Annotated in this window: 21 protein-coding genes and 1 tRNA gene; 16 read left to right on the top strand and 6 right to left on the bottom strand. The window is 53.8% G+C overall.

Annotated features, from left to right (window positions below; translation table 11 throughout):
- The first annotated feature begins 125 nt into the window (after nt 1-125).
- The 3 genes from FH061_RS18190 (at nt 126) to FH061_RS18180 (ending at nt 2490) form a co-directional block, all read left to right on the top strand.
- Nucleotides 126-599 carry an Lrp/AsnC family transcriptional regulator gene (locus FH061_RS18190; protein ID WP_151637257.1) on the top strand — a complete coding sequence of 158 codons (474 nt, stop codon included), beginning with the start codon at nt 126-128 and terminating at the stop codon, nt 597-599.
- A 294-nt stretch (nt 600-893) separates the two neighbouring features.
- A complete protein-coding gene (phbB, locus tag FH061_RS18185) occupies nt 894-1640 on the top strand; it encodes an acetoacetyl-CoA reductase (RefSeq protein WP_151637256.1) in 747 nt (248 codons plus the stop codon).
- Between the two features lie 133 nt (nt 1641-1773).
- Complete coding sequence (locus FH061_RS18180) at nt 1774-2490, top strand: phasin family protein (RefSeq protein WP_151637255.1); 717 nt, start codon at nt 1774-1776, stop codon at nt 2488-2490.
- A gap of 176 nt (nt 2491-2666) precedes the next feature.
- Here the strand turns inward: FH061_RS18180 and FH061_RS18175 are convergent, their stop codons facing one another.
- The 3 genes from FH061_RS18175 to FH061_RS18165 all read right to left on the bottom strand — a co-directional run bounded on the left by FH061_RS18175 (nt 2667) and on the right by FH061_RS18165 (nt 5968).
- On the bottom strand, nt 2667-3548 hold the full coding sequence (locus FH061_RS18175) for a Crp/Fnr family transcriptional regulator (RefSeq protein ID WP_225984721.1): 882 nt from the start codon (nt 3546-3548) through the stop codon (nt 2667-2669).
- Between the two features lie 612 nt (nt 3549-4160).
- A complete protein-coding gene (locus FH061_RS18170; RefSeq protein WP_151637254.1) occupies nt 4161-4805 on the bottom strand; it encodes a response regulator in 645 nt (214 codons plus the stop codon).
- Nucleotides 4802-5968 carry a PAS domain-containing sensor histidine kinase gene (locus tag FH061_RS18165; RefSeq protein WP_151637253.1) on the bottom strand — a complete coding sequence of 389 codons (1167 nt, stop codon included), beginning with the start codon at nt 5966-5968 and terminating at the stop codon, nt 4802-4804. The genes FH061_RS18170 and FH061_RS18165 overlap by 4 nt, the downstream gene beginning before the upstream one ends.
- 441 nt (nt 5969-6409) lie before the next feature.
- Between FH061_RS18165 and FH061_RS18160 the strand changes: the two genes are divergently transcribed.
- Nucleotides 6410-6868, top strand: coding sequence for a DUF2721 domain-containing protein (locus FH061_RS18160; protein ID WP_151637252.1), 459 nt, complete (start codon nt 6410-6412; stop codon nt 6866-6868).
- An 84-nt stretch (nt 6869-6952) separates the two neighbouring features.
- Here FH061_RS18160 and FH061_RS18155 read toward each other — a convergent pair whose 3' ends face one another.
- The 3 genes from FH061_RS18155 to FH061_RS18145 form a co-directional block, all read right to left on the bottom strand.
- Complete coding sequence (locus FH061_RS18155) at nt 6953-7918, bottom strand: peptidase U32 family protein (RefSeq protein ID WP_151637251.1); 966 nt, start codon at nt 7916-7918, stop codon at nt 6953-6955.
- A gap of 454 nt (nt 7919-8372) precedes the next feature.
- Nucleotides 8373-8448, bottom strand: a tRNA-Asn gene (locus FH061_RS18150).
- A gap of 122 nt (nt 8449-8570) precedes the next feature.
- Nucleotides 8571-9785 carry an amino acid aminotransferase gene (locus tag FH061_RS18145; protein ID WP_151637250.1) on the bottom strand — a complete coding sequence of 405 codons (1215 nt, stop codon included), beginning with the start codon at nt 9783-9785 and terminating at the stop codon, nt 8571-8573.
- Nucleotides 9786-9903: 118 nt separating this feature from the next.
- On the opposite strand from FH061_RS18145, the gene uvrB reads away from it, so the two are divergent.
- The 12 genes from uvrB (at nt 9904) to iscX (ending at nt 20800) form a co-directional block, all read left to right on the top strand.
- Nucleotides 9904-11997: an excinuclease ABC subunit UvrB gene (gene uvrB / locus FH061_RS18140; RefSeq protein WP_151637249.1), complete on the top strand. Its 2094-nt coding sequence runs from the start codon at nt 9904-9906 to the stop codon at nt 11995-11997.
- Nucleotides 11998-12085: 88 nt separating this feature from the next.
- Nucleotides 12086-12877, top strand: coding sequence for a uracil-DNA glycosylase family protein (locus tag FH061_RS18135; protein ID WP_151637362.1), 792 nt, complete (start codon nt 12086-12088; stop codon nt 12875-12877).
- Nucleotides 12878-13085: 208 nt separating this feature from the next.
- Nucleotides 13086-13598: a low molecular weight protein-tyrosine-phosphatase gene (locus tag FH061_RS18130; protein ID WP_151637248.1), complete on the top strand. Its 513-nt coding sequence runs from the start codon at nt 13086-13088 to the stop codon at nt 13596-13598.
- A gap of 255 nt (nt 13599-13853) precedes the next feature.
- The gene (locus FH061_RS18125; RefSeq protein WP_151637247.1) at nt 13854-14849 is read left to right on the top strand and encodes a hypothetical protein; all 996 of its coding nucleotides are present in this window, start codon (nt 13854-13856) and stop codon (nt 14847-14849) included.
- A 288-nt stretch (nt 14850-15137) separates the two neighbouring features.
- On the top strand, nt 15138-15611 hold the full coding sequence (gene iscR, locus FH061_RS18120) for a Fe-S cluster assembly transcriptional regulator IscR (protein WP_151637246.1): 474 nt from the start codon (nt 15138-15140) through the stop codon (nt 15609-15611).
- 15 nt (nt 15612-15626) lie between these two features.
- On the top strand, nt 15627-16880 hold the full coding sequence (locus FH061_RS18115; RefSeq protein WP_151637245.1) for an IscS subfamily cysteine desulfurase: 1254 nt from the start codon (nt 15627-15629) through the stop codon (nt 16878-16880).
- 27 nt (nt 16881-16907) lie between these two features.
- The gene (iscU, locus tag FH061_RS18110; RefSeq protein WP_151637244.1) at nt 16908-17309 is read left to right on the top strand and encodes a Fe-S cluster assembly scaffold IscU; all 402 of its coding nucleotides are present in this window, start codon (nt 16908-16910) and stop codon (nt 17307-17309) included.
- A gap of 49 nt (nt 17310-17358) precedes the next feature.
- Nucleotides 17359-17682: an iron-sulfur cluster assembly protein IscA gene (gene iscA / locus FH061_RS18105; protein ID WP_151637243.1), complete on the top strand. Its 324-nt coding sequence runs from the start codon at nt 17359-17361 to the stop codon at nt 17680-17682.
- A 94-nt stretch (nt 17683-17776) separates the two neighbouring features.
- A complete protein-coding gene (hscB, locus tag FH061_RS18100) occupies nt 17777-18292 on the top strand; it encodes a Fe-S protein assembly co-chaperone HscB (protein ID WP_151637242.1) in 516 nt (171 codons plus the stop codon).
- A 54-nt stretch (nt 18293-18346) separates the two neighbouring features.
- Nucleotides 18347-20212 (top strand): Fe-S protein assembly chaperone HscA, encoded by a 1866-nt coding sequence (gene hscA / locus FH061_RS18095; RefSeq protein WP_151637241.1) that lies wholly within the window; start codon nt 18347-18349, stop codon nt 20210-20212.
- Between the two features lie 40 nt (nt 20213-20252).
- The gene (gene fdx, locus FH061_RS18090) at nt 20253-20591 is read left to right on the top strand and encodes an ISC system 2Fe-2S type ferredoxin (RefSeq protein WP_151637240.1); all 339 of its coding nucleotides are present in this window, start codon (nt 20253-20255) and stop codon (nt 20589-20591) included.
- Nucleotides 20592-20605: 14 nt separating this feature from the next.
- Nucleotides 20606-20800 carry a Fe-S cluster assembly protein IscX gene (gene iscX, locus FH061_RS18085; RefSeq protein WP_151637239.1) on the top strand — a complete coding sequence of 65 codons (195 nt, stop codon included), beginning with the start codon at nt 20606-20608 and terminating at the stop codon, nt 20798-20800.

The following is a 20800-nucleotide window of genomic DNA, read 5'->3' as shown; positions in this document are numbered from 1 at the left end:
ATGGTTTTGGCGATGAATGCATTTTATGACGCTTGAGACAGTTTTTTTCTTCAAAATCGACGATGGATTCACTCTAAGTTAGAATTAAATTTCAATATTCCCGTTTAATGCAGAGAAACATTCGAATGAATCTTGACACCATCGATATCAAGCTGCTCAACCTGCTGCAGACGGACGGCAGAATGAGCAATCTGGAGCTTGCGGAGAAAGTCTTTCTATCGCCCTCGTCCTGTCTGCGCAGGGTGCGATTGCTGGAAGAAGCCGGCATGATCAGCCGTTACAGCGCTATCCTGAATCCGGTAGCGCTCGGCCTTGAAGTGGATGCTTTCGTGCAGGTGACAATGCGCCGCGACGTTGAACACTGGCATGAGAATTTTTCCGCCTCGCTGCAGGCGTGGCCGGAGGTGGTTGGTTCGTACATCATTACGGGGGAAGCCAATTACCTGCTTAGAGTCAGGGCCCGCAGCCTCAAGCATTTTTCAGCCTTTGTGCTCGAGAAACTGTACAAGTCAAATGGAGTGCTGGACATCCGATCCAATATCGTATTGCAGACTTTGAAAGACACGCAGTCGATCGCGACCGAACTGCTGGGAGACTGAAGTCAAGTAATGGACGAGTATCACGCCGATACTGCGCAGCAAATGTTTAACTCACTCCACTGGGACGGGCATTACCGACCAAATCGCATGGGCATGTACAGCAGCATTATCGGCACGAACCAAACATGGGGTGCCCAATCCAATGTGTCTGCACACTTTTACGGTGCTTGCTGGTCCTCGTCCGTGTTTGAAACATTGGGCCGGATCTGTATCAAGCAGTTAGCAAGCGTGAAGCGGGTGCGTATGGTCAGACCGCACCGTTAATCGATACAGCCTATACGATGAGGAGACGCCATGAATACCAAACGCGTAGCAGTTGTCACAGGCGGCATGGGTGGCTTGGGCGAAGCGATCTGCAAAATGCTTGACCGGTCCGGTTTTCAAGTGGTCGCAATCTATTCGCCCTCCAATACCAACGCCAAGGCATGGCTGAGCGAACGCAAGAACGAAGGCCATGATTTCGCCGCCGCCTGCATCGATGTATCCGAATTGTCCTCCTGCGAAGCGGGGGTCATGCAAATCCTCAGGGATGTCGGGCGAATCGATGTTCTTGTCAACAATGCCGGCATCACCCGGGACGCAACTCTCCGAAAACTATCCCATGAGGATTGGGTCGCCGTCCGCAAGACTAACCTGGATAGTGTCTTCAATATGAGCAAGCTGGTCATGCACGGCATGCTGGAGAACCAGTGGGGCCGCATCATCAATATCGCATCCGTCAATGCCCAGAAAGGCGCCTTTGGCCAGACCAACTATGCGGCTGCCAAGGCCGGCGTGCATGGCTTCACCAAGGCTCTGGCGCTGGAGGTTGCCAGCAAGGGCATTACTGTCAATACCGTTTCCCCGGGCTATCTCAGTACCAAAATGGTCTTGCAGATTCCAGCCGACATCCTGGAGGAAAAGATACTTCCGCAGATCCCCATCGGCCGCTTGGGCAAACCTGAGGAAGTCGCGGGCCTTGTCGCCTACCTGTGCTCCGAGGAAGCCGGCTTTCTGACGGGCGCGAACATCGCCATCAATGGCGGACAGCACATGTACTGAGCGTGAGTTGCGGAAAAGCGGGATTGATATGGCTCAAGCGGCCTGCAAGGCCGAGGCTTCCGGTAGTTGAATCCGCAGAGAATAGCACTGGCCGTAAAAGTCCCTTACTCATTGCTTATATCAGGATCGACAAATGCAAAACATGGCAAATCCATTCTTGGATGTGTATCGAACTCAAATCGAGGCGTCCCGGCGGTTCCTCGACACGATTTTTGCGAGTGCGGAAAAGATCGATCGGGTGTTGCGAGGTGCGGCGCATCACGCTGTGAATGAACAACTCAATTTTGCCGAGGCCTTTGCTCAGGCCAGAGATCCGGCATCGCTCAATGCCGCCTTGCAGTCCGGCGTGGTATCGCGCAACTCCGATCAGGCAGTCAACTATCAGCGCGAATTGGTTCGTATCGTCGTGGAAATGCAAAGTGAACTGGGCAAGGGCGTGCAGGATTATGTCGAGCATTTGCGTGCCCAGACAACCGGCGGTCTGAGCCGGCAGGACAGTGTATCCATGGCGTTGCCAGCATCCGAAACCGTATCCCATCCATTGAGCGGCCTGTTCTCTGCATGGCAGGGTGCATTCAAGGAAGCCAGTTCTCTGGCTCAGCGAAATCTGTCGAATGTCAGTTCCGCATTCGGCAACACAGGGGCGTCTAGTGACCGTGAAACATCGCGATATGTCGCTGCCAGTGCTGGTGCCGTGAGTGATATTGCGTCGGCTGCGGAGAGCGGGAGCGCGGAAGCGACCGAGACCGGTCTGAACGGCGATGTAGCTGCAAGTGAGCCAGTTGTCACCGCATCAACCACGAATGCGGAACGGAAGCCGGTACCCGCTGGTAGTGGCAAAAAGAAGTAGCAATGGCAGGGAAATTGCTGGCCGCATGCTTCCATGCGGCTTGGCACTTCATGTGCGCAATCTTATCAGGGGAAGATCTGGCACTGCGTAGGTGATGCGATGCCATCCATGGACATCAATAGAAAAAGCCCGTCAATCTGACGGGCTTTTTTTTATTGCTCAGTTCTCTCATCCGCTCATGCGGTAGCCAACTGCGTTCCCCAATCGGGATCAGGCTGATCATTCGGTTTGGTCGCGGCTTTGGACTTTTTTGCGGCCACCTGCTTCGCTCGCGAACTCGAAGGCGGCAGACGGCGCAAGGTGCGCAAAGCTTCAAGATCCTTGATGCCAATCGAGCGCTGATCAACGGTAATCAGGCCGATTTCGTTGAACGCGGAGAGGGTCCGGCTCACAGTTTCCAGAGTCAGACCGAGGTAGCTGCCGATTTCATGACGTGTCATGCGCAGATTGAACAGCTTGCTGGAATAACCCATGTCCGCATAACGCTCGGAAAGGTTGACAAGAAAGCGCGCCACTCTCGCCTCCGCACTGAGCGCTCCCAGCATGCTGACCATCGCCTGTTCACGAACCAGTTCGCGGCTCATGACGCTATACATTGCATGTTCGAATTCCACATGCGCGCGTCCAAGCGCAGTCAGTTTCTTGAACGGCAACAGAATCAAGTCGCAGTTGGACAGTGCAACAGCTTCGGAAGCATAGCGTTTTGTATGGATGCCATCCACGCCAAAGAGATCGCCCTTCATGGGAAAACTCAATACCTGTTCGTTGCCAAACTCATCGATCAACACTGTCTTCAGGAACCCGGAATGCACGATGTAGAGCGTGTCGAACGGCTGTCCGATGGTATGGATGCGCTGCCCGGTCTTGAACTGTACATGCTGGAACAGCAGTTCCTCGTCCGTATGGATCGCTGCTGATGGAATGCGAAGCACGTCGCACAATTCTTTCAGATTCGACCACAATTTACCCTGCCGTTGCCAACCCGCTTCGACGGAAGATGAGTGCACTGCTGAAGTTGGTGTGTCGGTGCGGACATCAGATGCTTGAGTTGACAACATAGTCATCTCCTAATTCAGGTAATTCAGTTAATGCATGCGGGTTCAGACTGGCACGCATAGGATCCAGTGCCGCCGATTTGTTCAGTCCTTGCATTCAAGGGTTTTGATCTAGAACATCGGTCGTGCATTGTCAGCTTGTGGCACTTCATAAGAGGTAATAAGAGGTAGCCAGTATCGCAACTGCAACAGGGCTTTGGCTATCGGGAGGGGCTGAATTGAAGTGTAGGGAAGATATGCCACTTGTAGGAATGCGCCTACAAACGTGTGTAACATTTTCTGAGCGGCACCAGAGGTTGACATGGAATTCGCTACTTTTAGTTTGCGGGCCTGTTTCCACCTCATTCGGAAATGCAAAGGCGCTGTAGGCATTGCAGTGTCAGGCACGACGACGCGTCGTAGCAACGCTACCACGTGCCATCGCCAGCGCGTTATGGTGCGAACGCATCTCCCGAATCAAGTGTGGATAGGGCCTAAAGCGGAGCAGCAGACAGGCAATGCCGTATCCTGACTACCAAAAAGGAAAACAGGATGAAAACGAAAACGTTTTGGAAAGGAGAAACTAGGAAGGAAAGCAGGAGGAGGGCATGCGAACAGGAGCTGATTGCTCCTGTTTCAATTTTTTAAAGGTCCGAGAAGCCGGTGCTGAACTGCATACTGAACCATCTCGGCGAGGGAATTCATGTTCATCTTGGTAAGAATGCGGGTCTTGTGCGTGCTGACGGTCTTTGCGCTCAAATGAAGGAAGTCTGCAATTTCAGTAATCGATTTGCCGCTTACCAATAAGGTAAATACTTCAAATTCACGATTTGAAAGCTGCTTATGCGGCAAGTCTTCATTGGCGGGCATGACGTCCATTGCCAACTGTTCCGCCACCTCGAGGCTGATATACGGTCGGCCGGATGCGACTTTGCGTATGGCACTGACCAGTTGCGTGCCAGCGCTTTCTTTTGTCAGATAGCCGCGCGCACCTGCGCGAATCGCGCGAACCGCATACTGTTCCTCTTCATGCATGGTCAAAATCAGGATGGGCAGCTTGGGCACTTCATCTTTGATTTGCCGGATCAGTTCCACTCCGCTACGGCCTGGCATGGAGAGGTCCAGCATGAGCAGGTCGAATCCGCCCTTGCGCACATGCGCCAATGCTTCGAAACCATCTACGGCTTCACCGACCACTTCAATGTCGTCAGCTCCATCGAGAATGCGCTTCAATCCTTCACGCATAATAGTATGGTCGTCGGCGATTACGATTCGAATCATAGGCTGCTTGTTGGCGGTGTAGACGTCTGTTCTATGGGAAAAATAGGTTCAACAGGTATTGAAGCTTCGATCATTACCCCATGTGGCTCGGCATTGCGTATGGTGATTGTACCTCCCAACACAAAGATGCGTTCCTGCATCGCTATCAAACCGTAGCAATCCGGTTTATGTTCGGTTCCGGGTTCCATGCCAATTCCATCATCCTGAATCATAACATTGAGTTGATGATCTGTATGTGCAAAAGCAATTTTTGCCGTTCCCGCGTGCGAATGTCTTTCTATATTCGATAGACTTTCCTGTATGAGGCGGAATATGGCAGACTCAATAGCATCGTCCAGTTTCTGGATGCACCCGGAAGTTTCAACGGTGCAACTTATTCCACTTCTTTTCTGAAAACTCTCCGCCATCCATTCCACGGCTGCGAGCAGGCCAAAGTCGTCCAGTAAAGGAGGGCGCAAAGCCGACGCCATGCTCTTGGTCATGGTGATGACGTTATCCAGGAGTCCCTGCATCTGGGCCACTCGTGCCGGCAGGCCGTCATCCGTGGCTGGAAGGCTGTTTTCCAGCCAATCAAGGTCAAGTTTGAGGACGCTGAGACGCTGGCCGATATCGTCATAGAGTTTTTTCGAAAAGCGGCGTTTTTCCACCTCCGTGGCTTGCTGGGTCGATGCGGCCCATTTCCTCAAGTCCGCCGGACCGACCGGTCGCTGGTTGATTTCATGCGAAGGCCTGCGGGCTGTCGCGCTGTGCAGAATAAGGGCAAGATAAAGTTCTCCATGCACCGCGACGCGCGATATGCTGGTATTCATCACCAGCTGGTCGCCGTTGGCATGCATGCCTTTCAGTTCCACCTTGGTGCGCCGGGCGTTGAATCGCGCTGTGGATAAGCGCTCGATTCGCCGTTTCTGTTCATTGCCAAGCCTTGGGGGCAGCAATATGTCCAGAGACTTGTCCATTAGGCTGTCTGCACTATAGCCAAAAATACGTTCTGCTTTCTGATTCACCAAAACGATATGACGCTGTGCATCTACGACGATCACGCCATCCATGGCTGATTCGATGATGGACAATAGCGATGGACCTACTTTGTTTGCGGGGAAGCGGGCAAGGGTAGTAATGAAATTCGGTAATTGCCCCGGATTGGATTCCAAGTAAGTTGTCATCACAATTTCTCTATTGCCTGGTAAGTGTTTGCCAGCTCTTGAAGTCTACCGATAATGTCGAATGGCATGTTTCGGTCGTAAAAGTGCTGAAGCTGATTTGCCTATTGGATTGACCGGCACCTCTGCATGGGAATGGCACGATAAATCGGGATCTCTTTTCTCAACATTCAAATCGATCATATCGAGCACCAGATTCAAATGATTTGATGAAAACAATATCCTCGAACAGTGGTGTCTAGGATATGTCAGCGTCGGACAGCGAAAAAATCCGATTGACTGATTAAAATCACGTGACGTTGAGAAGGCACAATTCTGCGATTGCTATATAGTAAGCGCGGCTCTCCACCGGTTCCACCAGGTACTAGCGGGTTTGCGATCGCTCAATGACGCCAATATGTGGAATGACGCAAGCACGCCGCGTCTTACTATCTGACCAATACCATGACCCTTGATATTCAACTTGGCGAGATCAGCCATATCATTCAGCTCGCTATTGCACCTGTGTTCCTGCTCACCGGGGTTGGCACAAAGCTCTCAGTGCTTACCAATCGGCTGGCGCGCATTATCGATCGCTCACGCATTCTTGAGGACAGGATCAATGCCACTACGACGGCAGACCATACCGATGCCTATGTGGAGCTTGACTATCTTTACCGCAGGGCGCACCTGATCAACCGCGCGATTACATTGAGTACTTCCTGCGGGCTGCTGGTCTGCATTGTGGTAGCGTCATTGTTTATCGGTGATGCGCTTAATCTCGGTCTGGCGGGATTTATCGGGTTTTGTTTTGTACTGGGAATGTTCGCGCTGATTGGCAGTTTCGTTTACCTCTTGCGCGAGATTTTTGTGGCAACCAGGACCATATCCATCCGCAACCGGCGTCTTGCAAAGAAGAAGTAAGCTTCTCAACGCAGCTCAAGCCATGGAAACGAGTTCGCTGCCGTCGGCATGGCCATCAACATTGCAGCGCTTACTAATGAAAACTCAGATTGGTGATGCAAGTTGCTTGAGCTCCACCAGCCATGCCGGACGCACATTGTAATGCTCAGTATCCTGTGAACATTCATCAATGGCTGTGCGCCATATCCTTGTAAATCGTGCAATTTTCGCAGGCGAATGATCCTGCAGTTCGATCCTCAACGCGCGTACATGAATGGCTGTCAACTGAGGAAGAACACGCAGCACGTTCCATTGCTCGGCGCAGGCGTGTTGAAAAATATAATCATTTGTGGCCTCGTCAGCGGTAGCGCAACGTTCGATCGCACCACAATGTGTGGCGGATGAAGTGGTGAGGTCATGACGCCTTTCCTGGGTCGTCAGTCGCCGATACCCTGCGTTCCCAGCCTTGTAGAATTTGGATTGAGGAGCAAGGATGGCACTGCCACGGCCATAACCGACAAGTTCCACATCGATTTTCAATTCGGTGGTGATCTCCTTGATTTGAGCGACGGAAACCACAGGTGGCAAGATGAGGCGCGAGATGGGAATACTTCGTTGCATGTGTTTGATTGCGCCAGGCTCGACTATCGACGGCGGAACCAAATAATGGATCGCGAGCTTCGGATAATGTGCTGCTGTGTATAGCATCAATGCCGGGTCGGACAGTGCAATGGCATCGATACCCAGGCTTGATGCATCCCTGATGATGGATATCGATCTTGCCCAGGATGTTGCGTCCGACTTTAATGGAGCGAAGGAAAATATGATCTTCGCTTCATGCTCATGAGCGTAGCGGATCCCTTTTCTTAATGCGGCGTCATGAAGGAGTGAAAATCCTGAATGAGTGCGTGGAGTAATGGGGGAGCAGTCGATTTTTATGGAATTGGCTCCATTATCAATAGCGGCCTTCAAGCTTGTCATGTTAGGTGCCTGACATACAAGCTCCAGCTTTTCCACGACTGGTTCGGATGCTTTCCGGATGAAAAGCACTTGTGCAGAAGTTCTTGCCATGTCTCCTCCTATACCCTATGCCATTGTTTGGGGGTAATAAACGCAGACATTTGGTTGTAACCGCAGTACAGTTTGCAACTGCTGTCGAGCTTCATCTCATGACGAAAGCTAGCGTAGGTTTACCAGACATGAAAAACTTTCCGTCTGTAACAGTGAGTGGCATGAAATATGGTAAAGATCCATATTTTCCTGTTTGCAATGATTTCAATGTGGCAGACGATTCTCGATGGCAATTGATATTGCGCAAACAAGATTGCCACTTGGAATCTTTTTGTTGGGACTTAAAATTGGATAGGGTAAGAATCCGCAGGCGTCGCGACGGATAGATGAGCCAAGATATGAAGGGCAGATATCCACACTTCGAATTTGCTCATAAGGCATACGGCAAAAGAGAGGGCCCTGTGTTTACGCGGGTCGAAAAAAAAGGGCCACAAAAGTGGCCCTTCGAATTCTTTGGCTCCCCGACCTGGACTCGAACCAGGGACCTGCGGATTAACAGTCCGTCGCTCTACCGACTGAGCTATCAGGGAACAGAGCAGCTATTATAGGCCGATCTTTCCGCAGATGTCAAAGATTTGAGCGGGTTTCATTGGCGGCCGAATGATCTCATCCGGCGCGAGTCTACCCGCTGATTACGCGGCTGGGTCGGTGCTTAGAGAACCTTTGCGATCGCGTCGACCACGGCATCGATATTCTTTGAGTTAAGCGCGGCCACGCAAATACGTCCGGTATCGACCGCGTAGATTGAATATTCGTCGCGCAGGCGGCCGACTTGTTCCTTGGTGAGTCCGGAATAGGAGAACATGCCGCGTTGCTTGATGACGAAATCGAAATCATGGCCGGGAGCCTTGCTCTTGAGCTTGTCGACCAGTGCCTGACGCATTTCACGGATACGTACGCGCATGCCGGCAAGTTCGTCTTCCCAGAGCTGACGCAATTCCGGATTGGAAAGGGCGGAAGCGACCACCTGGCCACCGTGAAGCGGCGGGTTGGAATAGTTGGTGCGAACCACGCGCTTCAATTGCGACAGGACGCGGCTTGCTTCATCGGCGCTGACTGCGGCAATGCTCAAGGCACCGACGCGTTCGCCATACAGCGAGAACGACTTGGAGAACGAGTTGGAAACGAGCAGCGGACCACCGGCTTCTGCAAACCGGCGCACGACCTTGCCATCTTCTTCGATGCCATCGCCAAAGCCCTGATATGCCATATCGAGGAAAGGAATAAGGCCGCGCTGTGTCACGACGTTAATGACTTCCGTCCATTGCTCTTCTGTCAAGTCCGCGCCGGTCGGATTATGGCAGCAGGCATGAAGAAGCACGATGGAGCCCGCCGGCATTTCCTTCAATGCATTGAGCATGCCGCTGAAATTCACGCCGCGGGTTGCGGGATCATAGTAGGGGTAGTTGTTGACAGTGAAACCGGCGGCTTCAAACAGGGCACGGTGATTTTCCCAGCTCGGATCGCTGATCCACACCTGCGAGTCAGGCGAAAAGCGTTTCAGGAAATCGGCGCCAATCTTCAGCGCTCCCGTGCCGCCCAGTGCCTGAACCGTTACTGCACGTTTTTCTTGAACTACCGCGCTATCGGCCCCAAATACAAGCTCTTGCACCGCTTTGTCATAAACAGCCAGACCGTCGATCGGCAGATAACTGCGCGGCGCGGGCTTTTCCATCAGTTGGGTTTCCGCCTTGCGAACGCAATCGAGCAGGGGAACCTTGCCGTTGTCATCGTAATAAACGCCGACTCCAAGATTCACTTTGTTCGGATTTTTGTCAGCATTGAAAGCTTCGGTAATGCCGAGAATGGGGTCGCGCGGCGCCATTTCGATAGCGCTGAACAGAGAGGCGGATTGGGTTTGGCTCATCGTGATAACATGAAAAATTGGCCGCAGAAGGAAGCATGATGCGGCCGGGTTGTAGTCAGTTCGGGCATAGGCCTCGAAGCAAGGTGCAACTTATTATTCTACCAAAGGTCGAATTGAGATGGCAGATTTATCCCAGGTTTCAAGCCCGATCGACGAATCGAAAATCGTCACTTTCCCGGATTCTCCTTACAGGCTATTTCAGCCATTTCCGCCTGCCGGAGATCAGCCGGTAGCAATCGATAAGCTGGTCGAGGGCATTGAGGACGGCCTGTCGTTTCAGACCCTGCTCGGCGTAACCGGTTCGGGAAAAACCTACACCATGGCAAACGTGATTGCCCGGCTGGGACGGCCGGCGATCATCTTCGCGCCCAACAAGACCCTGGCCGCACAGCTATACAGCGAATTCCGCGAATTCTTTCCGCAGAATGCCGTCGAGTATTTCGTCAGCTACTACGACTACTATCAGCCGGAAGCCTATGTTCCGCAACGGGACTTGTTCATCGAGAAGGATTCCTCAATCAACGAGCATATCGAGCAGATGCGGTTGTCGTGTACGAAATCGCTGATGGAACGCCGTGATGTCGTGATCGTGGCGACCGTGTCCGCCATCTACGGTATCGGTAATCCGAATGAATACCACAAGATGATCCTGACCTTGCGCGCCAAGGACAAGGTCAGCCAGCGCGATGTGATCGCGCGCCTGATCCAGATGCAATATACGCGCAATGAAGTTGATTTTGGCCGCGGCACTTTCCGCGTGCGGGGCGATACGATCGATGTCTTCCCGGCTGAGCATGCCGAACTGGCTCTGCGTATTGAAACCTTTGACGACGAGATCGACAGCCTGCAATTGTTTGACCCGCTCACTGGGCGCGTACGGCAGAAAATACCCCGCTTTACCATCTATCCCGGATCACATTACGTGACGCCGCGCTCCACTGTCTTGCGCGCGATCGAAAGCATCAAGGAAGAGCTCCGTGAACGCCTCGAGTTCTTCCGCAAGGAGAACAAGCTTATCGAAGAGCAGCGGCTTGAGCAGCGTACCCGCTTCGACCTGGAAATGATGCAGGAAATCGGCTTCACGAAGGGCATCGAAAATTATTCGCGTCATTTGAGCGGCGCGAAGCCGGGCGAACCGCCGCCAACCCTGGTCGATTATCTGCCCCAGGACGCCGTAATGTTTCTCGACGAATCCCACGTGCTTCTCGGGCAGTTGAACGGTATGTACAACGGCGACCGCGCACGCAAGACCAATCTGGTCGACTATGGATTTCGCCTGCCGTCGGCGCTCGACAATCGTCCGCTCAAGTTTCAGGAATTCGAGGGAAAAATGCGTCAGACGATTTTCGTATCGGCGACGCCGGCAGAGTATGAAGGTCAGCATTCCGGCCAGGTCGTCGAGCAGGTGGTACGACCAACAGGACTGGTTGATCCGCAGATTGCCGTCCGCCCGGCGAGCAGCCAGGTCGATGACCTGATGTCCGAAATTTCGGATCGGATCAAGAAAAACGAGCGCGTGCTGGTGACTACCCTGACCAAGCGCATGGCCGAGCAGCTGACGGAATTCCTGGGCGACAATGGCGTCAAGGTCCGCTACCTGCATAGTGATATTGACACGGTGGAGCGCGTTGAGATCATTCGCGATCTGCGCCTTGGCACCTTTGATGTCCTGGTTGGCATCAACCTGCTGCGCGAAGGTTTGGATATTCCCGAGGTATCCCTGGTCGCCATTCTCGATGCGGACAAGGAAGGCTTCCTGCGTTCGGAGCGAAGCCTGATCCAGACCATCGGCCGCGCCGCGCGTAACTTGAATGGCATGGCCATCCTGTATGGCGACAGGATTACCGATTCCATGAGGCGCGCCATCGATGAAACCGATCGCCGCCGCACCAAGCAGATTGCGTTCAATACCGCAAACAACATTATTCCTGCCGGCGTGAAGAAGGAAATTCGAGACCTGATCGACGGAGTCTATAGCCCGCAAGAAGCGCGGGGCGAATTGCTGGTTGCGCAGGAGCAGGCAAAGTATGAGTCAATGAGCGAAAAGCAGGTGAGCAAGGAAATCAAGCGGCTCGAAAAACTCATGGTGGATCATGCCAAAAATCTGGAGTTCGAAAAGGCGGCTAAAATCCGGGATCAGTTGCATCTGTTGAAAGAGCAGCTATTCGGCGCTCCCGGTATGGATAATGTCGTGCCCCTGATCAGCAAGTAGGCTTTTCGGGCGGCGGCCAGTGCCGCCGCCTTGTCGGGCATTTCCGCCATGGGAGACGTTTGTGTTTCAACCTTGGCCATTCCTGCATATGCCTTCATCCCTGCCTGTATCTCTGAACCAAGCCTTGGAGCTTGCCCATCCTTCGTGGAAGCCGATCCTAATCAGCGGATTGAACGCCGTCGCTGCCGCTGATCCGGCTTATCTTCCTTCCCTCGCCGAGAGCAGCTACCTCCCGACGCAAGGCCGGATTTTTGCCGCGTTTGCCAAGCCGATTGACGAAGTGCGGTATGTGCTGGTTGGTGAGGGGCCCTATCCGCGCGAGGAAAGTGCGACGGGAGTGTGTTTCATGGATGGGGCAGTGGAGTCGCTTTGGTCGGAGAAAGGCTTGTCCAAGCAGGTCAATCGGGCCACCTCGCTGAGAAACTTCATGAAGATGCTGCTGGTTGCCGACGGCATGCTGGATCTGGAGAATACATCGGGCGAGGCTATTGCCAGCGTATCGGCAAAGGCGCGCGCGGTTGGTTCGTCCTTTATCCAGACTCTTACCGAGCTTCAAGGCAATCTGACTCGGCACGGATTCCTGCTGTTGAATGCAAGCCTGGTATTTCGTCCTGATGTTCCTCCCGTCCGCGATGCGAAGGCATGGAGGCCATTTCTGGAAGTTGTGTTGAATGCCTTGGTCGCCCATTTCGTGAGCAAGGATTTGCCGGCGCCTACGCTTGTGCTCTGGGGGAAAATCGCTGAGCAGCTAGGAGCGCTTGACGTGACGGCGAAATTTCCCCGTGCGGTTTCGGAGCATCCTTACAACCTATCCTTTATCGGCAACAAGGCAATGCAGGACTTGTTTTCGCCCATGCATCTACTGCAGCGGCAGAAATAGCCCTTCAGCAGTCCTGTCTCGCGGAAGCGCACATCATCTTGCGAATGTGTTTTCCTGATTTCAGTCATGCTTCGGCAGGCTAATCTGCTGCTCATAAAACACTTTTGTTAAAAATCATGGCAACGAACATGTAATTTGCCAAGATGAATTCATCATCCCGCTTGATCTAATGCTGCTACAGGGCAGGGACGTTGATGGAGGCAGATTTATGGATACGACACGCGTTCTCTTCGTTTGCATGGGCAATATTTGCCGCTCCCCGACTGCCGAAGGGGTACTGCGCAAGATGGCATGCGACGCAGGATTGCACGAATATATCCTTATCGATTCCGCCGGAACCCATGATTACCATGAAGGCGAAGCGCCCGATCCGCGTGCACAGATTGCTGCACGCAAGCGAGGCTATGATTTGAGCCGGTTGCGTGCCAGAAAAATTGAAAGCGCTGATTTTGTGCGCTTCGACCTGATCATTGGAATGGATTTCAACAACCTTGAAATTCTGCAGCGCAAATGTCCTCCCGCTTACCAACATAAAATTGGCTTGCTGATGTCCTATGCAACACAGCACGCAGCATCCATCGTTCATGATCCTTATTACCGCGGTTCGAAAGACTTCGATCTTGTGCTTGATTATATCGAGGACGGGTGTCGCGGCCTTTTCAAAGCCATTGCCAGTAATGGGATAAGGACCAGTCCGGAACAAGTTGAATCCAACCGCTAAGCGATCAGTGCGCTGCGATTCCATTGGGGTCGGATAAACGCGATCAGCAATATGGCTTATAAATTGAGATCGGCGCGTTGGCCTATCCTTCAATGTAAAAAATGCAAATAAACGCGAGTTACGAATCATTCTTGGGAAAGGTAAATATTAAGCACCACCACAGCCGAGGCTGGAATATCTGATTGTTATCAATAGAATAATTACATGGTACAAAGATTGCTAGGATAAAAGTAATTCCAGCAATGAAATGACATCATGAAAACCTTCTTGCCGGCCGTATTTTCAATAGTCTGTTTAACTTTAACTGCAGGCAATGCAGCTGCCGCATTGCATGAAAGGGTGGATGAAAAAAGCATGATCGGCCCTGCTGCGTCAGATCCTGCTTCCTCTCCCCACTTTGATGAACCCGCGCCAGGGTCTGAACGGACAATCCCGCATTCTTTGTCCATATCGCCATACTCCACCAATGACTACTTCTACAAGCAGTCACCCAGCCGCAAAACCATGGGGTTTTATTTTGAAGGGAAAAGAGGGACGGTAGCTGACCTGATGGATCAACCATCCTTCCTTGCGGACAACGAGGCGATGCGTCTTGCAAACTGGCAGGAAGGTTTCAACGTCAATGACAAAGGGTTCATGCTTGGCTATCGCTGGAAGCGCCTCAGCATAGAGGGCACTTCTCTGCAAGCCGCCGGACGGGCCAAGGAAAATGCGGTTCAGCAACAAGGGGGCACAATACGCGCGAACTGGCATTCCACCCGGCTGGCCTTCAGCCCCGCAGAAAACTGGCTGATCAAGCTAAGCCGGGGGTCAGTCAGCAATCTGGATAATCTTGTTCCTGGCGAGCAGGTGCGCCGTACCGCGCTTGCTGCGACTTATAGTCTGCCCTTCACTGGCGGAGACTGGCAGGCCACATTCGCGTGGGGGCGCAATGCACGCAAGAATCGCCAGAGTCACTCCGGACTGCTGTTCGAGTCGACATTGCGCGTGGCTGGCGTACATTCGATCTTCGGCCGTATCGAACAGGTCGGAAGCGATAGCCTCATGCGTGAGAATGAAGCCCTGCAACGCCATTTGTTCACGTTGAACCGCGTCACTGCGGGCTACTATCAGGATCTCCGAATCCAGGGGCCGGTTGGATTGGACGTCGGCGCTTTCATCAGCCGCCATCTGGTACCTTCGCATATGGCAGGGTCCTACGGCAAGGATCCCACCGCTTACATGATATTTGTCCGCTTCAAGCTGCAATAGCTTGCTTTCCAGCCGATGAAAAAAGGATTCCGTCTCATAACGGAACTCGCCGCCGGCAGGTCTCTGCAAATTGTGAAATAATTTCAAACTTGTAAGCAATTCGGGCAACCCCGTCTCCCGCCTGTTCACCCGTGCGTTATTGCCACGAAAAGCATGAACACGGCCTCAAGCGCGTCCCCCTCCAATACCTGACAAATTTACTCAACTTTGATATACTTGACTAAAATCTTCGGGATCTAGGTTTATTCGGCTTAACAACCGCGAAGTATTGCACTGGAGTTGAGGGATATGCGTCTGACTACTAAAGGCCGTTTTGCAGTAACTGCGATGATTGATCTCGCGCTGCGCGACGACAAGGGGCCGGTGACATTGTCGGCAATCAGCCAGCGGCAAGAGATTTCGCTGTCTTATCTTGAGCAGTTGTTCGGTAAGTTGCGCCGCCATGAAATCGTCGAGTCGGTACGCGGTCCTGGCGGCGGTTATACGCTGGCACGCAAGCCGGAAGAAGTCACCGTGGCCGACATCATTATTGCCGTCGATGAGCCGATCGATGCAACCCAGTGCGGTGGCAAGGAAAATTGCCATAGTCCCGGACATGAACACGGCACCCGTTGCATGACACATGATTTGTGGGCAACGCTCAATGCCAAGATGGTCGAATACCTGGATTCCGTGTCGTTGAAGGACCTGGTAGACCAGCAGCGACAAAAGAACGCCGAACATAACGTGGTATTGATGCCGCGCCCCCATATAGCCGCCTGATTGGAGTTAGCCAGTATGAACGCACCTTTGGAAAAAAGCTTGATCGATACCATCAAGGCACCGCATTTTCCGATTTACATGGATTACTCGGCCACGACGCCGATCGATCCCCGGGTCGCCGAGAAAATGATTCCCTATCTGCGCGAGCAATTCGGTAATCCGGCATCGCGCAGCCATATGTATGGCTGGACGGCCGAGAAGGCAGTGGAAGAGGCGCGTGCGCATGTGGCAGCGCTGGTCAATGCCGATCCCCGCGAGATTGTCTGGACCTCCGGCGCCACCGAAGGCAACAATCTTGCGCTCAAGGGCGCCGCGCATTTCTACAAGACCAAGGGCAAGCACATCATCACCGTCAAGACAGAGCACAAGGCCGTTCTCGATACGGTACGTGAACTGGAGCGCCAGGGTTTCGAAGCGACTTACCTGCAACCGCAGGACAACGGTCTGATCACGCTGGAGCAATTGCAGGAGGCGATTCGCCCCGACACCATCCTTGTTTCCGTCATGCTGGTCAACAACGAAATCGGTGTGATTCAGCCGATTCCGGAGATCGGTGAACTCTGCCGTTCCAAGGGCATCATTTTCCATTGCGATGCCGCCCAGGCAACCGGCAAGATGCCTATTGACCTCGAAAAATGGAAGGTTGACCTGATGACCTTTACCGCGCACAAGACTTACGGCCCGAAAGGCATCGGTGCGCTGTATGTGCGCCGCAAGCCGCGGGTACGTATCGAGGCGCAGATGCATGGTGGCGGCCATGAGCGCGGCCTGCGTTCCGGCACGCTACCCACGCATCAGATCGTGGGCATGGGCGAAGCTTTCCGCATCGCCAAGGAAGAGATGGACCAGGAGATCACACGGATCAAATCCCTGCGTGACCGCCTGGCGAAAGGACTGACCGAAATCGAAGAGGTGTATATCAACGGCGACATGGATCATCGCGTGCCGCACAACCTCAACGTCAGTTTCAACTATGTCGAGGGTGAGTCCCTGATCATGGCGATCAAGGATATCGCGGTATCTTCCGGTTCCGCTTGTACTTCGGCCAGCCTGGAACCATCTTATGTGTTGAGGGCGCTGGGGCGCAGCGATGAACTGGCGCACAGTTCGATTCGTTTCACCATCGGCCGCTTCACGACGGAAGAAGATATTGACTTCACCATCGAGCTGATCAAGTCCAAGGTTGCGAAACTGCGCGAACTGTCGCCGCTCTGGGATATGTACAAGGACGGGATCGATCTCAGCACGATCCAATGGGCTGCGCACTGATTTTTAAAAGATACAAGGAGCAAGAAAATGTCTTACTCGGAAAAAGTACTCGATCATTATGAAAACCCGCGCAATGTGGGCGCATTCGACAAGGGCGACGATACGGTCGGCACTGGCATGGTGGGCGCGCCCGCCTGCGGCGACGTGATGAAGCTGCAGATCAAGGTCGGCGCCGACGGCGTCATTGAGGATGCGAAATTCAAGACCTACGGCTGCGGTTCCGCGATCGCCTCGTCTTCTCTCGTGACCGAATGGGTCAAGGGAAAAACACTGGACGAGGCACTGTCCATCAAGAACACCCAGATCGCGGAAGAGCTCGCGCTGCCGCCGGTGAAGATCCACTGTTCCATCCTCGCCGAAGACGCCATCAAGGCGGCTGTGCAGGATTACAAGACCAAGCACGGCAGCGAAGCCAAGGAAGCGGCCTGATCAGGCGCCGCTGCCTAAACAACGGAGTCGAGAAGGAAACTGAAGCGTTATGGCAATCACATTGACCGAGAAAGCTGCAAAGCATATCAATCGTTATATCGAACGGCGCGGCAAGGGCATTGGTTTGCGCTTCGGCGTGCGTACGACCGGTTGTTCCGGTCTGGCGTACAAGCTGGAGTATGTCGATGAAAGCGCGCCTGAGGACAGCGTGTTCGAGTCGCATGGCGTGAAGGTGTATGTCGATCCAAAAAGCTTGCCGTATATCGACGGGACCGAACTGGATTTCGCTCGCGAGGGATTGAACGAAGGTTTCAAGTTCAATAATCCCAATGTGAAAGACGAGTGCGGTTGCGGTGAAAGCTTCCGCATTTGAATGAACCGGGTGACTTCTTCCTGCGCGGAGAAGAGCCCTGTCCAAGCTTGTTCAAGCCTGTTGAAGTACGAACAGGCTTTTCTTTTGGGTGGTCATGCAAAATCATTTTGAGCTTTTCCAGCTGCCGCAGCAATTTGCGATCGATGGCGCAGCACTTGATGCGGCCTATCGCGAAGTGCAAAACCGCGTGCACCCGGACAAGTTTACCAACGCCGGCAGTTCGGAGAAGCGTGTCGCGATGCAGTGGGCGACACGAGCCAACGAGGCGTATCAGACATTGAAGAATCCGTTCAAGCGCGCGGCTTATCTATGCGAACTGAATGGTGTTGATTTGCAGATCGAGTCCAATACCGCCATGCCGAAGGAATTCCTGATCCAGCAGATGGAATGGCGTGAGGCACTGGAGGACGCAAGAGCGGATAAGGATCTCGATGCACTTGACCGTCTTGACCGGGAACTGCGTGCAGCCCGCAAGGAAGAGATCAGTGACATCGGCAGCATCTTGGATAAAAGAGACTTTGCGACCGCCGCCCAGCGCGTGCGGCAATTGATGTTTCTCGAAAAGTTTGCCGACGAAGTACAGGCAGTTTTTGAACAACTTGAAGGCTGACGATCGACAACGACCGCCTTGCGGACGTGACCGTGCCGATACCGAAAAACTAATATGGCTTTACTTCAAATTTCCGAACCGGGCATGTCCACCGCGCCGCATCAGCACAGGCTGGCGGTAGGTATCGATCTTGGCACGACCAACTCGCTGGTGGCGACGGTGCGCAGCAGCATTCCTGAGGTTCTCAGCGACGAAGAGGGGCATCCGTTGCTGCCATCGATTGTCCGCTATCTGCCGAACGGACATGCGCATATCGGTTACAAGGCGCAGGCGGCGCAGACCACCGATCCGAAGAATACTGTGGTGTCGGTCAAGCGTTTCATGGGTCGTGGACTCAAGGACATTGCCTACGCCGAAAATCTGCCTTACGACTTCGTCGATGCGCCGGGAATGGTGCAACTGAAAACCATAGCCGGTGTTAAAAGCCCGGTGGAAGTCTCGGCCCAGATTCTCGCCACGCTGCGCCAGCGCGCGGAAGATGCGCTCGGCGATGAGCTTGTCGGTGCGGTGATCACGGTGCCGGCCTATTTCGACGACGCGCAGCGCCAGGCCACCAAGGATGCGGCCAAACTCGCCGGCCTGAATGTTCTCCGCCTGCTCAACGAGCCGACCGCCGCGGCCATCGCGTACGGACTCGACAATGGTTCGGAAGGGGTGTATGCCGTCTATGATCTTGGCGGTGGAACATTCGACATCTCCATCCTCAAGCTCACCAAGGGCGTGTTTGAAGTGTTGGCCACTGGCGGTGATTCGGCGCTCGGCGGCGACGATTTCGATCACCGCATCCTTTGCTGGGTGGTGGAGCATGGCAACCTCGCTCCCTTGTCCGACAAGGACATGCGCATTCTGATGGTCAAGGCGCGCGAAGCCAAGGAATTGCTGTCGACACAGGCGGAAACGCATATCGATGCCATCCTGAACTCGGGCGAGGAAGTGCATCTGACCCTCACTGCGGAAGTCTTTGCTCAGATCACCCAGCATCTTGTCTCCAAAACGATGACTCCCTGCCGCAAGGCCTTGCGTGACGCCAACCTGACGGTCGATGACGTCGATGGCGTGGTGCTGGTGGGCGGAGCAACTCGCATGCCGCATGTGCGCAAGGCGGTCGGCGATTTTTTCGAGACTACGCCGCTGGCCAATATCGATCCCGACAAGGTGGTTGCGCTTGGCGCCGCCATTCAGGCCAATCTGCTTGCCGGCAACCGTGCTCCCGGCGACGACTGGCTGCTGCTTGACGTGATCCCGCTATCGCTGGGCATCGAAACCATGGGCGGGCTGGTCGAGAAAGTCATACCGCGTAATTCCACGATTCCTTGTGCGCGTGCCCAGGAGTTCACCACGTTCAAGGACGGTCAGACAGCAATGGCTATCCATGTGGTGCAGGGCGAGCGTGAACTGGTTGCGGATTGCAGGTCGCTTGCGCGCTTCGAGCTGCGCGGCATTCCGCCAATGGCCGCGGGCGCTGCCCGGATTCGCGTTACCTACCAGGTCGATGCGGACGGCCTGCTTTCAGTGTCGGCGAGGGAGCAGCATTCCGGAGTAGAGGCATCAATCACCGTCAAGCCGTCCTATGGACTCGGAGATGACGATATCGCCAGGATGCTGCAGGACTCCTACAATTCGGCGGACATCGACATGAAGCTGCGCGCATTGCGGGAAGAGCAGGTGGAAGCGGAGCGTATTCTGCTTGCCACCCAGTCCGCTCTGGAAGCGGATGCCGCGCTGCTGTCCGAGCAGGAACGTTCGGACGTGGAGGCATCGATGGAAAAGGTGCGCGAATGTCTTCAGGGCGAAGACCACGTTGCCATCAAGGCTGCCGTCGAAGCACTCGCCAGAGGCACGGAAGAGTTTGCCGCCCGGCGCATGGACCGCAGCGTTCGCGCCGCGCTCGCCGGCAAAAAGCTCGACCAGATTGCCTGAGAAATCGAATTTATCTCATCCATTTTGCAAGGATTCCCAAGTGCCCCAAATCGTCGTACTTCCTCACGCAACCCTGTGCCCGGAAGGTGCAGTCATTGAAGCGCCGGCAGGCAAGACCATTTGCGATGCTTTGCTTGAACACGATATCGACATCGAGCATGCCTGCGAAAAATCGTGCGCCTGCACAACCTGCCATGTCGTCGTGCGCGAAGGCTTCCAGTCGCTGAATGAATTGGAGGAAAAGGAGGAAGACCTGCTGGACCGCGCTTGGGGTCTTGAAGCCACGTCCCGGTTGTCCTGCCAGGCGGTGCTTGCCGAAGAAAATGTAGTGGTCGAGATTCCGAAATACACGATCAACCATGCGAGCGAAAATCACTGAACGGACGTGCCGACATGAAATGGACTGATACGACCCGCATCGCCGAAGAGTTGTTCGACAAATTTCCTGATGTCGATCCGCTAACCGTGCGGTTCACCGATCTGCACAAGTGGGTCTGCGAGCTGGACGGGTTTGACGACGACCCGCAGCGCTCGGGCGAGAAAATCCTGGAAGCGATCCAGATGGCATGGATCGAAGAAGCCCAATAA

The sequence above is a fragment of the Noviherbaspirillum aerium genome, assembly GCF_008929045.1.
Taxonomy (GTDB): Bacteria; Pseudomonadota; Gammaproteobacteria; order Burkholderiales; family Burkholderiaceae_D; genus Noviherbaspirillum; species Noviherbaspirillum aerium.
Note: the sequence above shows the minus strand (reverse complement) of the source record. Positions and strands in the feature narration are given on the sequence as shown.

Excerpts from the sequence above, each read along its gene's own strand:
- FH061_RS18190 (WP_151637257.1), top strand. The coding sequence starts at position 126 with ATGAATCTTGACACCATCGATATCAAGCTGCTCAACCTGCTGCAGACG.
- phbB (WP_151637256.1), top strand. The coding sequence starts at position 894 with ATGAATACCAAACGCGTAGCAGTTGTCACAGGCGGCATGGGTGGCTTG.
- FH061_RS18180 (WP_151637255.1), top strand. The coding sequence starts at position 1,774 with ATGCAAAACATGGCAAATCCATTCTTGGATGTGTATCGAACTCAAATC.
- FH061_RS18175 (WP_225984721.1), bottom strand. The coding sequence starts at position 3,548 with ATGTTGTCAACTCAAGCATCTGATGTCCGCACCGACACACCAACTTCA.
- FH061_RS18170 (WP_151637254.1), bottom strand. The coding sequence starts at position 4,805 with ATGATTCGAATCGTAATCGCCGACGACCATACTATTATGCGTGAAGGA.
- FH061_RS18165 (WP_151637253.1), bottom strand. The coding sequence starts at position 5,968 with ATGACAACTTACTTGGAATCCAATCCGGGGCAATTACCGAATTTCATT.
- FH061_RS18160 (WP_151637252.1), top strand. The coding sequence starts at position 6,410 with ATGACCCTTGATATTCAACTTGGCGAGATCAGCCATATCATTCAGCTC.
- FH061_RS18155 (WP_151637251.1), bottom strand. The coding sequence starts at position 7,918 with ATGGCAAGAACTTCTGCACAAGTGCTTTTCATCCGGAAAGCATCCGAA.
- FH061_RS18145 (WP_151637250.1), bottom strand. The coding sequence starts at position 9,785 with ATGAGCCAAACCCAATCCGCCTCTCTGTTCAGCGCTATCGAAATGGCG.
- uvrB (WP_151637249.1), top strand. The coding sequence starts at position 9,904 with ATGGCAGATTTATCCCAGGTTTCAAGCCCGATCGACGAATCGAAAATC.
- FH061_RS18135 (WP_151637362.1), top strand. The coding sequence starts at position 12,086 with ATGCCTTCATCCCTGCCTGTATCTCTGAACCAAGCCTTGGAGCTTGCC.
- FH061_RS18130 (WP_151637248.1), top strand. The coding sequence starts at position 13,086 with ATGGATACGACACGCGTTCTCTTCGTTTGCATGGGCAATATTTGCCGC.
- FH061_RS18125 (WP_151637247.1), top strand. The coding sequence starts at position 13,854 with ATGAAAACCTTCTTGCCGGCCGTATTTTCAATAGTCTGTTTAACTTTA.
- iscR (WP_151637246.1), top strand. The coding sequence starts at position 15,138 with ATGCGTCTGACTACTAAAGGCCGTTTTGCAGTAACTGCGATGATTGAT.
- FH061_RS18115 (WP_151637245.1), top strand. The coding sequence starts at position 15,627 with ATGAACGCACCTTTGGAAAAAAGCTTGATCGATACCATCAAGGCACCG.
- iscU (WP_151637244.1), top strand. The coding sequence starts at position 16,908 with ATGTCTTACTCGGAAAAAGTACTCGATCATTATGAAAACCCGCGCAAT.
- iscA (WP_151637243.1), top strand. The coding sequence starts at position 17,359 with ATGGCAATCACATTGACCGAGAAAGCTGCAAAGCATATCAATCGTTAT.
- hscB (WP_151637242.1), top strand. The coding sequence starts at position 17,777 with ATGCAAAATCATTTTGAGCTTTTCCAGCTGCCGCAGCAATTTGCGATC.
- hscA (WP_151637241.1), top strand. The coding sequence starts at position 18,347 with ATGGCTTTACTTCAAATTTCCGAACCGGGCATGTCCACCGCGCCGCAT.
- iscX (WP_151637239.1), top strand. The coding sequence starts at position 20,606 with ATGAAATGGACTGATACGACCCGCATCGCCGAAGAGTTGTTCGACAAA.